The following is a 14712-nucleotide window of genomic DNA, read 5'->3' on the forward strand; positions in this document are numbered from 1 at the left end:
ATTATTAACTAGGGAGTATGATACAAATCAAATTGTTAACATATTGTTATCTTTTGGGTTCAGCTATACTCAGATTTTAAATGACTCATCATTAGAGTGCTCTATTGGGTCATGATGGAATGCGTATATGCAGCAGAATGTGTTTAAGGTTAAGTTGTGATGCCTAATGATTGACAGCTAAATCAATGATTGTCCTGGCCAAGAGTAAAATCCGAATCAACGATTAATTTTTTTAGTGTTTTACGATCGCATGTTTTGACATTTGCTGCCGATATAAAGTCGTATTACTGGAAAACTTTGGATTATAAAGGAAGAGCTCATGCAATCGACACTAAAAACACGTCTGCTTCTTAGCAGTCTTTTTGCAGTACTGATCACTATCGTGGTGTTGGTGAGCATATCTAGTTATGTTATTAGAAATAATGCATTAACCAACACCCAAGATGAAATAGACCAACTAGCAGTGACCTTTACTCAAGGAATTGGCGAATGGATGCAAGATAGAAAGCAGGCCATCACCAGCCTGAAACAAACCATTGAAGCTGACCCAACTGTTAATATCACGCCTTTTTTACTCCAAGCTCACAACGCTGTGGGCTTTGCATTAACTTATTTTGGTGACGAGCAAGGCAACATGTACCGTCAAGATCCTGCATTAAATACCGCAGGTTATGATCCAAGAGTAAGGCCTTGGTATATAGATGCGAAGGCCGCAGGCAGTATGATTATGACAGCGCCTTATATTAGTACTACTCTACAGAAGCAAGTTGTGACGATTGCTGCACCTGTGATGGCTAATGGCAAATTGTTTGGTGTTACCGCCGCTAACTTAACCATTGTTCAGTTAACCGATGCCGTCCAGAGCTTAGACGTTCCGGGTGATGGTTACGCTGTAATGGTTGACTATACCGGACTGATTATCAGCCATCCACATAGTCAATTGAATAATAAACAACTCAGTAGTGTCGATGAACAATTCACTAATAGTTGGTTAGCACAAAGGTCCAAAGCCAACAGTATTGAAGAGCGTGAGCTCGATGGTACAACTAAGCTTATGTATGTTGCGGCAATCCCTTCGACAGAGTGGGCATTAATTTTCGTAATGGATAAGCAACAAATTATGTCACCGGCTACCGTTCTCGCTTGGTGGATGTCTGCGATAGGGGCGACTTTACTTATTCTTTTCGGATTAATGCTTACCGTTATTTTTAAAATTCAATTTAAAGATCTTGAACGTGTTGCCCAAGCTCTAAACGATATTGCCGAAGGAGAAGGTGATTTAACCGTGCGTATTGAAACCGCCAACAGTCACGATGAAATAGGTCGCTTAGCGTCTGGTTTTAATCAATTTGCTGAACGTATTCACGGGATGATTTCTCGGATGCATAAAATTGCAGGCCAATTGGAATATCAAGCGACAGATAGCAGTGCATCAGCGGTTAAAAATAGCGATCGTATTGTCATTCAGCAAGATGAAGTGACTATGGTAGCCACAGCCGTAACTGAAATGGCCAGTGCTACCGAAGAGATTGCCAGCAATGCCGAACATACAGCACACATAGCACAAGATGCGGTAGAGCTTTCAACCCACGGTCAAAAACAGGTAATGCAAAGCCAAGCATCAATACGAAGTCTAGCCAAAGAAGTGAGTACAGCAGGGCAGATTATTGGTGACTTGAATGAACACTCACAGAAAATTAACAGTATTCTGTTAACCATTAGCGGGATCTCCGAGCAAACTAATTTATTGGCATTGAATGCTGCGATTGAAGCCGCTCGTGCGGGAGAACAAGGCCGAGGTTTTGCTGTAGTGGCTGATGAAGTTCGAGTGTTATCACAACGTACTCATTCATCGACTCAAGAAATTCAAGCTACAATTGAGACCCTACAAAAAACGGCGGAAAAAGCTGTTAAGTCAATGACACAAAGCCGTGAAATGGCTGAAACCAGCGTATCGGATGCTAATTCGGCTAGTGAGAGTTTATTGCAGATCACTAAAGCGATTAATGAGATTTCAGATATGGCGAGTCAAATTGCCACGGCAGCAGAAGAACAAACCTCAGTGACAAGTGAGATAAACCGTAATACGGAATCTATTCGCGAAGTATCGGAAAACTTGTCAATTGAAGCGAAAACCTCAATGACACAAGCACAGAAATTGGCTCATTTAGCTGCATCACTACAACAAGAGGTCAGTAGCTTTAAGTTGTAGTATTAAAGCAACCAATCACTTAATACTCAGTGTGTTCGAGTCGATCAGTAAAAGTGTCTTTAGATACTTTTACTGATGTTGTCTCTATTTTCATATGATGATTATTCAAAATCGGCTTTCGTTTCAAACACCATATCTTCGCCAGTCAGCGGATGAGTAAGCGCTAAATATTGGGCGTGTAAATGCAAACGGTTGGTGGCGATGCCGTATAAATCATCACCGACTATTGGCATATGCAAACCATCGTGATGGGCACAATGCATGCGTAATTGATGGGTTCGCCCGGTTTTAGGGTACAAATACACTAAAGTGCGCTGTCTTTGACGTTGATAAACTTGCCAATGCGTCTCGGCATGTTTGCCATGCTCATAACACACTAACTGCTTCGGACGATCGTCCAAGTCCACCCGCAATGGCAAACTAATATCGCCCTCATCTTGACTTGGTACACCCTCAATTAGCGCGATATAACGTTTAGTGACGCTGCGTTGAATAAACTGCTGTTGTAGAGCTTTGTTAGCTTCTTTGGTGAGTGCAATCACCATTAGGCCTGAGGTCGACATGTCTAAGCGATGAACAATCAGCGGCCCTGTCGCAGTGGGAAATAGCTGCTGCATACGACTAAACACCGAGTCGGTGATATTTTTACCCGGTACCGATAACAATTCAGCAGGCTTGTTAATAATCACCATCGCATCATCTTGATAAATAATATCAATGTGCTGATCTTTACCCGGATTAATCAACAGTGGATCGTCATCAACTTGCATGCCTTTTAGCATGTGAGTCAGAATAGGTCGGCATTTTCCGTGACAAGCCGGGTAGTAGTTTTTATGCTGTTTTATCTCAGATTTTGGCGATGATCCCCACCAAAACTCTGCCATCGCAATTGGAGTAAATTGATGTGTAAACGCGTATTGCAGTAACTTAGGTGCCGCACATTCGCCTGCGCCTGCTGGTGGTAAATGATTAGGTGCATCATTGAAAATATCGTTTAAATCTCGTGCTTCACCTAAGACATTTAAAAACTGATATTGAGCAAACAGCTTTTTTTGCAATCCATTTGAAAGTTGTTTGCGCTGACGTTTAAGCTGTTTGATTTGCAATTGAAGCGTATCTAATGCCACTTTAGTGGCTTCAACTTGAGTCTGCCACTGTTGCTTTAACGCATTTAGCTGATGCTTTTGCTGCACACTTTGACGGCTTAACTCGATAGACAATGTTCTATGGGTATCGTCACTGATGCTTGCTTGCGCTAATGCATCATCTGCTTGCTCACGTTGTAGCTTACGCAGCTTGCGGCCTTCAACTATTGCGTTACGTTGCTGCTCTAGTTCACTTTCCGCTTGGTGTTGTTGCGCAACTAACGTCGCGGTTAATGTTGCCAGCAATGGATTTGCTTCTTGCTGACTAATCGACAGATTAATGTGGTTAATCTGTTTATTTTCAGCGCTAAAGAAACTGTCTTGGGTCAGCATATCAAACACTGGTGGTACAAACGGCGGCAAGATATTGTTGTCGGCTAACTTACCCGAAAAAGCCGCTAAAAAACCAAGTTGCCCGTGTGCATTCTTAACCACTAATACACCAAACATTTTACCAATCACCATGCCGCGATCATTTTCGCTGTCTAAGCCAAAATTATGTCCCCAAGGATTCGCCTCAAGTAACTCCTGCTGCAACTGCTTTGCAGCCAGTAAACATATTGGATGAGGTTGATAATAAAACGGGAAGGTGAAAGAGTCAGGTAACCCTTGTTCAGCAAGCGTGTTATTGAAAGCCATTGCATCATTGAAAGGAATAAAACACGGGTCGTTAACAGACATCAAAAACACACTCACTACACCAAAGGGCCGTTATTTTACCTTGTTGTACTGTTTGGTGCATCTATAAGTGTTCGAGGTATATGGAATGGAATTATTTTAGCTGTAAAAGAGAGCACAAGGGAGTAACCATAAAAAACCGTTGCTAATAAATATTGGCATGTTAGCTTCGGATTTTGATTGTATTTGAATCGATTAATTAGTCAGCTAATTGATATTTACACTGATATTTAAATAAAAATGGGCGAAGTACAATCACGTCACCCATATAGTGGTTAATGCTTAGCGACGATTACTTTGCCACTCTGTGTAAGGCGCACATCTTGTTACCATCTGGATCGCGAAGGTAAGCAAGGTATAAATCAAATGCAGGGCCAGGTCGAATACCCGGCGCATCTTCACACGCGGTGCCACCATTGACTAAACCGGCCTCATGCCATGCATCTGCTAACGCTGGTGTTTCTGCAGTAAAACCAATTGTTGTGCCATTACCATGGCATGCTGGCTCACCGTTAATCGGTTTAGTGAGTATGAAAATCCCCGTCTTTGTCATGTATACACAACGACCTTTAGGATCAATTTGTCCTGGAGCATGGCCTAATGCACCTAAAATCGCATCATAGAATTTTTTTGATGTATCAATATCATTAACGCCGATCATAACGTGACTAAACATGGTAACTCTCCTTGTGCGAGTTCAATTGAACTCAATGGTTAATAAGCTATCGCATATCGACGCAATAGATTTATCTTTTTGATGTTAAATGCTTAAGTTGTTCAGTAATGCGATGGTGTGGGTCAGCAATGCTTTATCCCCAACCTTTCCATGACCGGGTACTACCATTTTCACCTGAGGGAATTGGGCTTGTACCTTGGCAACCGTTAATGGCCAAGCTTGCATGTCTGCTTCGGCTGTATAACCCAATACGCTTGAATTCAGCGATTTGATTAAACATCCGCCAAATAATATTTTTTGTGCGGGTAGCCATACCACAAGGTTATCTTCGGTATGTCCGGCACCAAGATCATATACTTCAACTAAATCCGTTTTCATTATGTATTGTGTGCCGCCAAAGGTGTTTTTAGCGATAGGTTTAGCATTTTTAGCTAAAATCTTCTGGGTTGTTTCAGATACTGTGGTCGCAATACCTTGGCTGTTAAGGTAACCGATACCGCCAGCACGATCTTGATGGGAATGAGTTGAAATACTGGCAACTGGGGTAAATCCTTGCTGGGCAATCCAGTCAAGAAGCTTTGCCGTATCGCTGTCGGTCCAAGGCGTATCGATAATATAGGCCTGTTTATCTTCAACCACAACAAGGCCGTTCGCTTCGACTAAGCCGAAATTGCTGACATTCATATAGGAGTGATGTAAATACACTCCATCAGCAAGTTTTGATACAGTCAGTTGGCCTTCAAGGCTAGGTTTTACGGTTTGGTTTGTTGTTTTTTCTGCTTCATGGCCATAACTGGGTAAGCAGAGCATTAATGCAACTACGCCCATGATGCGCCATGAGCGGTGAAAGGTAAGGTTAATCATAACTATGTCCATATATGCCATGGTAAATGGCGAGTAAAATAAAGATTAAGTAGATATGTTACACATTTTTTTTACCGATTTGAGTTTGATAAACAGAAAATAATTTAGCGACGTTTACTTTGGCTTTTAGCTTTGCCGCGAGTAAATACATACCTGCTAATTTACGATGAATAAAAATGGCATCAGTAGGTGGGGTATGCCATTCATCTTGTTGGGTGCTCATGGCTTTACCTGCCTGAGTGATACGTTTAGCTAAACTGCTTTGAGCAAAATCGTATTCACCATCAAAGCGCAGTGGTTCGCAAGCTTGGTAGAAAATATCAATAATTAGCTGTTTCTGTTGTGGGTCGATGGCGTCTTGAAAAAAGCCGATCTGTTGTGCTGCTTGTGTCATTTGTTGTTTATCATCAACAATCGCACCTTGCATCAGTTGCAGATAACCTTGCGATAATGTGTCGCTAATGGTGCGGGTGGCGCCAAAGTCAAATAGGACGATTTTTTGAGTGTCTGCTTGGTACTGAAAATTGGCAAAATTAGGATCTGACTGGAGCAATTTAAACTCAAATAGCTCTTTAAAGCACAATTCCATTAGTAACGTCGCGATTTGGTCGCGCACTGCTTGTGATGATTCGGTTAATGACTCAATCGCCACGCCTTCAACAAATTGCATACATAAAATGCTGTTGTTACTCAATTTTGGGTAAACTTTAGGCACGATGAAGTGAGGGTTATCGCCCAGTTGTTGCTGATAAAGTGCAACTTGCTCAGCTTCAAAGTGATAGTCCGCTTCGTTGTGCAACTGCACTTTTGCTTCAGCGAGTAAGGTATCGAGTTTTACGTTAGCGGGAATTAACCGCGAGACTTTTAATAAGCTGGCCACGTTGTCGATATCGCTGTCGATGCTGTCTCGAATACCTGGGTATTGAATTTTTATCGCCAGTTTTTCGCCGGTATCTAAATAGGCTAAATGTACTTGGCCGATCGATGCCGCAGCAAAAGGGCGTAATTCAAATTGGGCAAACGGTGCAATCCAATCGCTGCCCCAATGCTCAACTAATAACTGGGTTAATTGTTTGTGTGGCATGGCCTTAGCGTCAGAGCGCAGCTTAGCCAATATTTCTGCCAATTCAGGAGGCACTAAGTCTCCAGCATCCATTGACAACATTTGGCCCACTTTCATGGCCGCGCCGCGTAGTTGCGACAGTTTATCGGCCACATGGCCAATATTTTTGGGGGTCATCATCAGTTGCTGCATTGATGGCGACTTACCTTGGCTAAATTGTTTGGCGCCTTCAAGCAGCACGTTACCCGCTAAACGTGAAGCCAGCCCACCCATTTTTGATAATCGAGATAGACGGCTGGTTGGTACTTTGGCTTCATTATTTTTCATCAAAACTCACTCTTGTCGGGTGAACGGGGAAATCTATATGGTCATTGTACGCTTCAGTTAATTATTTCGTTCACTAATTCAGGTTGGTTTTAGGCACTGTTTGTTGCCTCAAGATTCTGATGATATTTATGCTATTCTACTGAAACAGAACTGATTGAACTAAGTGATTAAGGCAAGTGATTGAGCTTAGATTTAGTCGACAATAGTGGATTAATTATAATAAAAAGGACCCTCGTTTGAGTATTATTGACCAATATTTGAGCCAAGCGGAATCGCTGTTTCAATCAAAAAATTATTCGTCGGCCAGAATGTATGCTCGTAAAGTGGTTAAGCGCGATGATAAACACGTCGGAGCCTTAGCGATACTAGGTCATATTCATTTACAGCAACAACAATATGCACAAGCAGAGAGCTATTTTATCAGTGCGGCATCCATTAAACCGAATGTGGTATCAGTATTAATGGGGCTTCTGACAATAGCTGAAGTAAAACAAGACTTTTTCTTATCTAAAGCTTATTTAGAACAGTTAATTAATTTGTTACCACAGGACGCAAAATGCCGTTATAAACTGGGACTGGTCGCGACTAAAGTTGGCGATATGACCTTAGCGGAACAATGTTTTCAATGGTGTGTGGCAAATGATTTTGCTGAACCCGCTGTGCAGCTTAATTTGGGTCATATCTATAAAGCCAAAGGCGATACAGAAAAAGCAGCCAATTTTTATCAGCAATATATTCAATTAAGCCCAACGCAAGTGGGGGTCGGCTACTGGAGTTTGGCTGATTTAAAGCAGTATCGTTTCAGCACTGATGATTTGAGCTTATTACAAGGTTTTGTAACCGATGAGTCGTTAAGCAAACAAAATCAAGCGCTGGTGTATTTTGCTTTGTGTAAAGCCTACGAGCAAACACAGCAAATAGAAAAAGCGTGTGAGTCGATGTTATTAGCCAATCAAATCATGGCGCTTCACCGACCGTTTAAACAAACCCAGTTTGCCAGTATTGTGTTGTCGCTACTTGGGCATACACCATCGCCACATATTAATCGCTCGCCAGCGGCTAGCCAAACACCGATTTTTATCGTTGGTATGCCTCGTTCTGGTACCACTTTAGTCGAGCAAATTTTGGCGTGCCATAGCGATGTTGGCGCTACCGATGAGTTACCGTTTATGGAACGCTTTGCGCTGCAAATGGATATGTCGGGTGGTTATCAGGCTAGATTAAGTCAGCTTTCAGCTAGCCATATTGATCAATTCCGCCAACGTTATTTAGCCGAGGTGAATCATTACTTTAGCGATGCACCAACGTATGTAATCGATAAAAACCCAAATAACTTTTTACACATAGGGCTAATTAAAACCTTATTTCCTCAAGCAAAAATCATCAATGTGGTACGTAATACAGTCGACAATGGCTTGAGTGTATTTAAGCAGTTTTTCAGTTTTGGCCATGACTATTCGTATTCGTTTGCGGGTATTTCAAGTTACTGGCAACATTATTTAGACATCATGCAACATTGGGATAGGTTGTACCCTAATGAGATTTTACATGTTTGTTTTGAGCAATTAGTGCGTGAGCCAGAGTCACAAATTCAACGCATATTGGATTACTGTGAGTTAACGACTCAAGCGCAATGTTTTACCTTTTATGAGTCTGAGCGTGCGGTGTTAACGCCCAGCGCCAGCCAAGTTAGGCAGCCTATGAATCCTAAGGCAATTGGTCAGGCAGACAAGTATCAAGCTTTTATACCTGAGCAAATAGCCGAGTTGGATGCCATTACGAAAAAAGCCGCACAACAATTTTTTGGTTAATCTGAACTTGGGGTAAGGCATTGCCACAAGCTAAAACACCATCGTTTGGTTGATGCTATAGAAATGGCGCCTAAGGGCGCCATTTCTGTAACTTTTCAGACAAACCTAAGCAGATCTTCGTCTTATTAACTCATCTTACCGTGACATGCTTTATAGCGCTCGCCACTGCCGCAAGGGCAAGGGCTATTGCGTGATGGCGGTGCAATCATAGATTCAATCATCGGATCGCTGGATTTGGTTACCGCTGTTTTTGGCGCTGAATTAGCTCTTACTTGAGAGGTTTTTGGTGAAGCAATAGCTTGTTTACGCGTTGCCAATGGCTCACTAAGTTCAACATTCATACACGCCACGATAACCAATTGTTCGAACGCTTTAACCGCTGAACCAGAATGGGTCAGTTGCAGTGATTTAGCGCATTGTAGTGCTTTTATCATGGTTTGTTCACGTAGCGCATGATAATGCGGCCAACCGGCTTTAGTGCACTCATATTGCAGCCACAACATGCGCCAATCGGCAACATACTCAGCTATCAATAACGAAAATGCATTCACTTCTGCAAGCCTATTATCAGGATTGTGTTTGACCTCAGCTAACAACTCATTGGTTAAGTATTCAACCTCTGCCACAGGCATGATAATGGGGGCGTTAAATTGCTCTGTGATCAAGCTTGCTGCTAAGTCTGGGTTAAAACCGACGAATTGACTGTTTAATGCTGTTGATTGATCATCTGCGATTGAACGTGAGTGCTTAAATACCGTTCGCCAAAATTGACTTGACCCTGCCAAATCAACCACTAAATGAACGCGATATTGGTCGCTGTTGTTCTCTACTTTGTGAAGCTTCCACGAGTCGAAAATCCAACACTCACCGGCGCCCATATGCACTTGTTTATCATGACAAAAAAACTGCACTTGTTCGGTGGTGGTAATCGGAATATGCACTCGAACGCGTTTATACCAATGGTAGTTAATGTCTGAATGCAGTGGCACTTGTGCACCGGGTGCTAAGCGCATTAATCTCGAACGACTGAGTACCTCACCAAATGAAGCGAGTATTTGTTTGATGTAAGGGCTTTTTTCTAACGCCGCAGTGGGCTGCATTGGCCCTTTAAAGTCATTGTTAAACTCGCCATTGACCGAGATTAACGGAATGGCCGAATTACCCTGAAAACCTTCATGATGAGTGACCCAGTCTGATCCGGTAAATTGCTCGATTTCTTTGGTTAATTGACCGACATCAAAGCTGAAAGGTAATTGATAAAACTCATGAGGTAACTTCATTATTGGGCTCTCTGTAATGCGGCGCTTACCGTTATGATTTTCTACACAGGTATTTTTACCCGTTCTGCTGGCTATTTACAAATGCTGGCGCTTTTTGGCTAATGTAATTGACCATGACATTGCTTAAATCGTTTGCCCGAACCACAAGGGCAGGGACTGTTGCGAGACACATTTTGATCGTTTGGCTGAGCTAACCCTTGCTTTGTGGGTTCCGGAGCCTGTGCTACAGGCTTAGCAATGTCGTGTTGCTGCCATTGAGTGTCATATATTGGATGGCCGCGCTGGCGTAAATGATGATTGATTTTGTTCAGTGTTGTACAAGTACTTGACCAAATTTTGGCAATATCATGGTAATTTTCGAGCCACTTATCTGGTTTTGGGGTCGATATAGTGTAGCGAGAATGCGCTAATGGCTTGCTGCATAATTGCGCTAAGGCTGGGTCGAAATCTGTAGCGGTAAATTGACAGAGTTGCTTAACGGTTTTCGCAGGGTCTGCAATTAATTGATCGTAAGACACCATGCACCAGCGATTGCTGTCGATCTTTTGCAATGAATCCATAATCGCTTCATTAGCGGCTTGCCATTGAAATGCGGCAATGGACGCTAACGACTGGCGATTAAGCTGTTGCCATTTTTCTGGAAGCAGTAGCGACCAGTTATGTTTATCCCATCCCGGTAAATTAGGATAAGTGACAAACTTATTCGAGCGCCAAGCTTGCATAATACTGCTGATATTTTCTTTGGGTTCTCTGACGAGATAGATAAATAACGCATCAGGAAATAGCGCATTAAAAAAATCTACCCGCAAACTATTCTTGGGGGTTTTTTCTAAAAAACGAATACTCTTATCGCTATCACTTTCGAGCTTATTGCCCTGGCTATCTTGAAGTGCATCGCTAAAGCGTTGTAATAACAACTGTCGTAAATCATCATCAATATCCTGCTCACTTAAGGCATTAGAACTAAATTTACGGTAGGCAATATTCAACTTGGGGATAGTTTCTATCAGCGCATGGCTTTCACCACCAATAGTGAATATTGACTGGCTTTTTGATAACACCTCGAACAACAAAGTGCTGCCTGAGCGGGGCGCAGATAAAATAATGATGGGCCGATCAAATAGGTGCATAGCGGTATGATGTTATTGTTATAATTATTTTAACATCATACCCATACTGATAACTTATGGCTACTTTATCAATTTAAGTAATGCCTTAAAGCGTTCACCTTGGGCGACATGTTGAAGTTCAAACAGTAATGATTCAACATTGGTCAGTTGGGCGCCATCATTAAGCATCATTTGTACTCCAAGCACTTTGTTGTCTGTCCCCCTTGAAGAAACCGCATCGGCAACAAGGTGCACTTGATAGTCGTTGTCCAGTAAGTCTTTACAGGTTTGATAAACGCACACGTGGGTTTCAATACCCGCAAGGATAACCTTATTACGGTTTAATCTTTTGAGTTGTTGTTTTACTTCGTCACAATGCCAAGCACTAAAGTGCTCTTTAGCGATGGGGTTGCTTGTTTTTGTTAATAATTGTGCGATCTCTTCGCTGGTGGGACCTAATTTATCGGGTAATTGTTCTAACCAAATAATAGGAATATCAAATAGTTGTGCACCTTGAATTAATACTGCAAGTTTTTGGTGTAGTTGAGCTGATTGCTGCATAACTTGGGCTAGTTTGCCTTGTACGTCTACAATCATTAATACACTTTGTTCTGCTGTTATCATGGTCAGTTACTCGAATCGACTTAAGTGAACTTTCGAGTATTGGTTATTTTTCCGATGGTGAAAATAGGCATTTAGTCTATTATGCTTCATCTATTGTTCATGCTGGGTGTCAAGGATTGATATGAAAAAACGTATTGTTATTTGTGCCGATGGTACCTGGAATCGGCCAGAAAAGGATCTTGAAAAAGATCACGCCACTAATGTGCTTAAGCTTGCTAGGGCTATCAAACCCATTGCGGATGACGGTGTGCCACAGCAGGTGTTTTACGATTGGGGAATCGGCTCGTATTATGATTCTGTTATCGGCGGCGCAACTGGTCGTGGGCTGCATAAAAATATTATGGATGCTTATCGCTATATCGTACAAAACTACTCGCCTGGTGATGACATTTATCTATTCGGTTTTAGCCGTGGCGCTTATACCGTTCGCTGTTTATGTGGCCTGATTAATAATTGCGGTATTGTTACTCGCCCAGATGCAAAGCTTATTCAACAAGCGTTTGACCACTATAAAATGAAAACTCAACCTTTTTCCCCAGATGGTGAGCGCTCGGTGCAGTTTCGTCAGCAACATTCACATCCTTCACGTGAAGTGGCCTTTGTTGGCGTGTGGGATACTGTCGGTGCTATGGGGATCCCGCTGTCGTTTCTCGGTTTGTTTGAAGACAAAGATGAGTTTTATGATGCAAAATTAGGCCGTAATGTCAAAGTGGCTCGTCATGCACTTGCACTAGATGAACATCGCAGCGATTTTGAGCCAACCATTTGGGCCCCTCGAACCAGCATAGACATACAACAGGTTTGGTTTATCGGTGCCCATAGTAATATTGGTGGTAGTGTTGCACCTAATGACGACGGCAGTACCTTATCTGATATTGCGTTACAGTGGATGATAAGCCAAGCGCGAACGGCTAATTTGACGGTGGAGTTACATTTAGCCGATGCGTTATTGCCTAATCCAATGGCGGATATTCAAGATTCATATCGTAGTTTTTATCGAGTTAAAAAACGCTTTATACGAGCGCTAGACCCAGAGTTAGTGCCAATATTATTACATCAGTCGGTTAAAACACGCTGGTTGAATGACAGCAATTATCGGCCGAAAAATTTAGTCGATTACATCGATAAGCATGGTTGGCCCGATAAGCTGGTGCAATAAACGGTAAAAACATCATTCAATTGCTCGTGTTAATCATCACCATTAAAAACCATTTCGATTAAGGAAAGTATTTTGCTACGTGTATTGTTATTGCTCATCACAGTGATAGGACTATCGTCTGTATCACTTGTTTTACCCGCGGCAGCATCGACGGCCACAGATGATTTACAAGATAAGCCGCCGGCTAAACGGATTATTGCTTTATCGCCCCATGGGGTTGAAATGCTATTTGCTATTGGCGCTGGTGAGTCGATTGTGGCGACCACAGATTATGCTGATTTCCCTGAAGCGGCTAAAGATATCCCCAGTATTGGTGGCTATTATGGTATTCAAATCGAGCGAGTGATTGAGCTCAACCCTGATTTAATTGTGGTGTGGCAAAGTGGCAACAAAATGGAGGACATTAAACAGTTACGCGATTTAGGTTTTACCCTGTTTAATAGCGACCCTAAACACTTAGCCGACATCGCGACAGATCTTGAGCTGCTCGGCAAGTTAACCGGCCATAGCGCTAAAGCCAAACAAGTGGCAGATGATTATCGTCAGCAATTAGCTGATATTACCCTGCAAAATCAAACTAAGCCGGCCGTTAAAGTGTTCTATCAATTATGGTCAACGCCGCTGATGACAGTTGCTAAAGGCAGTTGGATCCAAAATCTGATTGAGGTCTGCCATGGTGATAATGTATTTTTTGACGCAGCAAGTGAATACCCACAAATTAGCATTGAAAATGTGTTACTAACCGACGCTGAAGTTATCTTACAAAGCCAGGATGAAGGCAATATTTTAGGTATCAATTGGTCTGACTGGCCTGAGCTACCCGCAGTAAAAAATCACCATATATATCAGTTTGATGCCGATTTACTTCATCGGGCTACCCCAAGGGCTATTTTAGGCATTAATGCAGTTTGCGGTGCGTTGGATAAAGTAAGAAAGTAAGACTTTATTCCGTCGCGGCGGCATAGTCGATTTCTTATCTCGTCATCTCGGTAATGATTGTGAGCCGGGATCCAGCTTTTTTGTTTGATTTACTGTTCTTTCTATGGCCTGCGGCTAATAAGGTCTTGTTGCTGTTTTAGTTGCATATTCTGCAATGACTAATGTAATGTTACTAAATTGTTGTTTATGCTGGTGTTAGTTCAGTGTAAATGGGGCATGGAAAAAGATCTAATAAAACTGGCATAGGACGATTTTTCTACGCTGCGTTATGTTTAAACACGAGTAAAACTTATCGATTTAAAAAGGATTAAGTAAATGGATTTTATTGATAAAATATTGGCTAGCGACAATTCTATGTTTATGGCGGCGTTAGTTATAGGAGGACTTATTCTTTGGTTTCTCCCAGCACTTCTTTCGTTAATCTTTAATAGAAAACATTTTAAATATATTTTGTTAGCTTGTATCCCAGCAGGTCTTTCTTTTATCGCTTGGGGTGGTGTTATGGTGTGGGCTACAACGGGTAAAGTCTTTGGTAAATATGCTAACAAAATCAAAGAAAAAACTTAAAAATAGTAAGCGCGTTAAGAATGGCTGAGTTAGTTTTTATGGCTTATGGTTACTAACGTCGTGGCGCTTCGCCCACACCAGACCAAGAGGAAATCAACGGCTATTCCCTCTTTACTCTTTATAAATGAATTAGCCCAGCCGCCCCGCAACATTTTCGCTATTTACTAAACAACAGCAGCGAAAAGGTCGCCATGGGGATTTATCCTGCTTTTAACTTCATTTGTAACCGTCTTCGGACTTATTCGAAAATGCTAACGC

The 14712-nt window shown here is 42.1% G+C and carries 12 protein-coding genes; 5 read left to right on the plus strand and 7 right to left on the minus strand.

From position 1 onward, the window contains the following. The first annotated feature begins 319 nt into the window (after nucleotides 1-319). Nucleotides 320-2212: a methyl-accepting chemotaxis protein gene (locus H5185_RS13445; protein WP_182742352.1), complete on the plus strand. Its 1893-nt coding sequence runs from the start codon at nucleotides 320-322 to the stop codon at nucleotides 2210-2212. A gap of 101 nt (nucleotides 2213-2313) precedes the next feature. On the opposite strand, the gene H5185_RS13450 is transcribed toward H5185_RS13445, so the two are convergent. From H5185_RS13450 to H5185_RS13465, 4 genes are all read right to left on the minus strand, one after another. After that, a complete protein-coding gene (locus tag H5185_RS13450; protein WP_182742353.1) occupies nucleotides 2314-4038 on the minus strand; it encodes a pseudouridine synthase in 1725 nt (574 codons plus the stop codon). A 289-nt stretch (nucleotides 4039-4327) separates the two neighbouring features. Then, the gene (locus H5185_RS13455) at nucleotides 4328-4711 is read right to left on the minus strand and encodes a VOC family protein (protein WP_182742354.1); all 384 of its coding nucleotides are present in this window, start codon (nucleotides 4709-4711) and stop codon (nucleotides 4328-4330) included. A gap of 84 nt (nucleotides 4712-4795) precedes the next feature. Further along, nucleotides 4796-5575, minus strand: a complete 780-nt coding sequence (gene blaDIM / locus H5185_RS13460) for a DIM/SIM/IMP family subclass B1 metallo-beta-lactamase (protein ID WP_182697810.1) — start codon at nucleotides 5573-5575, stop codon at nucleotides 4796-4798. 58 nt (nucleotides 5576-5633) lie between these two features. Then, the gene (locus H5185_RS13465) at nucleotides 5634-6965 is read right to left on the minus strand and encodes an AarF/ABC1/UbiB kinase family protein (RefSeq protein ID WP_124015618.1); all 1332 of its coding nucleotides are present in this window, start codon (nucleotides 6963-6965) and stop codon (nucleotides 5634-5636) included. A gap of 236 nt (nucleotides 6966-7201) precedes the next feature. On the opposite strand from H5185_RS13465, the gene H5185_RS13470 reads away from it, so the two are divergent. Continuing rightward, entirely contained in the window at nucleotides 7202-8776 is a 1575-nt protein-coding gene (locus H5185_RS13470) for a tetratricopeptide repeat-containing sulfotransferase family protein (protein ID WP_259396220.1), read from the plus strand. Between the two features lie 125 nt (nucleotides 8777-8901). On the opposite strand, the gene H5185_RS13475 is transcribed toward H5185_RS13470, so the two are convergent. The 3 genes from H5185_RS13475 to H5185_RS13485 all read right to left on the minus strand — a co-directional run bounded on the left by H5185_RS13475 (nucleotide 8902) and on the right by H5185_RS13485 (nucleotide 11789). Further along, nucleotides 8902-10056 carry an aspartyl/asparaginyl beta-hydroxylase domain-containing protein gene (locus H5185_RS13475; protein ID WP_182742355.1) on the minus strand — a complete coding sequence of 385 codons (1155 nt, stop codon included), beginning with the start codon at nucleotides 10054-10056 and terminating at the stop codon, nucleotides 8902-8904. 98 nt (nucleotides 10057-10154) lie between these two features. Next, a complete protein-coding gene (locus tag H5185_RS13480) occupies nucleotides 10155-11186 on the minus strand; it encodes a sulfotransferase (protein ID WP_182742356.1) in 1032 nt (343 codons plus the stop codon). 60 nt (nucleotides 11187-11246) lie between these two features. Then, a complete protein-coding gene (locus H5185_RS13485) occupies nucleotides 11247-11789 on the minus strand; it encodes a hydrolase (protein ID WP_182742357.1) in 543 nt (180 codons plus the stop codon). A gap of 121 nt (nucleotides 11790-11910) precedes the next feature. On the opposite strand from H5185_RS13485, the gene H5185_RS13490 reads away from it, so the two are divergent. The 3 genes from H5185_RS13490 to H5185_RS13500 all read left to right on the plus strand — a co-directional run bounded on the left by H5185_RS13490 (nucleotide 11911) and on the right by H5185_RS13500 (nucleotide 14454). Then, nucleotides 11911-12948, plus strand: a complete 1038-nt coding sequence (locus H5185_RS13490) for a DUF2235 domain-containing protein (protein WP_182742358.1) — start codon at nucleotides 11911-11913, stop codon at nucleotides 12946-12948. 72 nt (nucleotides 12949-13020) lie between these two features. Next, nucleotides 13021-13887 carry a cobalamin-binding protein gene (locus H5185_RS13495; protein ID WP_182742359.1) on the plus strand — a complete coding sequence of 289 codons (867 nt, stop codon included), beginning with the start codon at nucleotides 13021-13023 and terminating at the stop codon, nucleotides 13885-13887. 315 nt (nucleotides 13888-14202) lie between these two features. Next, on the plus strand, nucleotides 14203-14454 hold the full coding sequence (locus tag H5185_RS13500; RefSeq protein WP_182742360.1) for a superinfection immunity protein: 252 nt from the start codon (nucleotides 14203-14205) through the stop codon (nucleotides 14452-14454). The last annotated feature ends 258 nt before the right edge of the window (nucleotides 14455-14712 follow it).

The sequence above is a fragment of the Shewanella sp. SG44-6 genome (assembly GCF_014164185.1).
GTDB lineage: Bacteria > Pseudomonadota > Gammaproteobacteria > Enterobacterales > Shewanellaceae > Shewanella > Shewanella vesiculosa.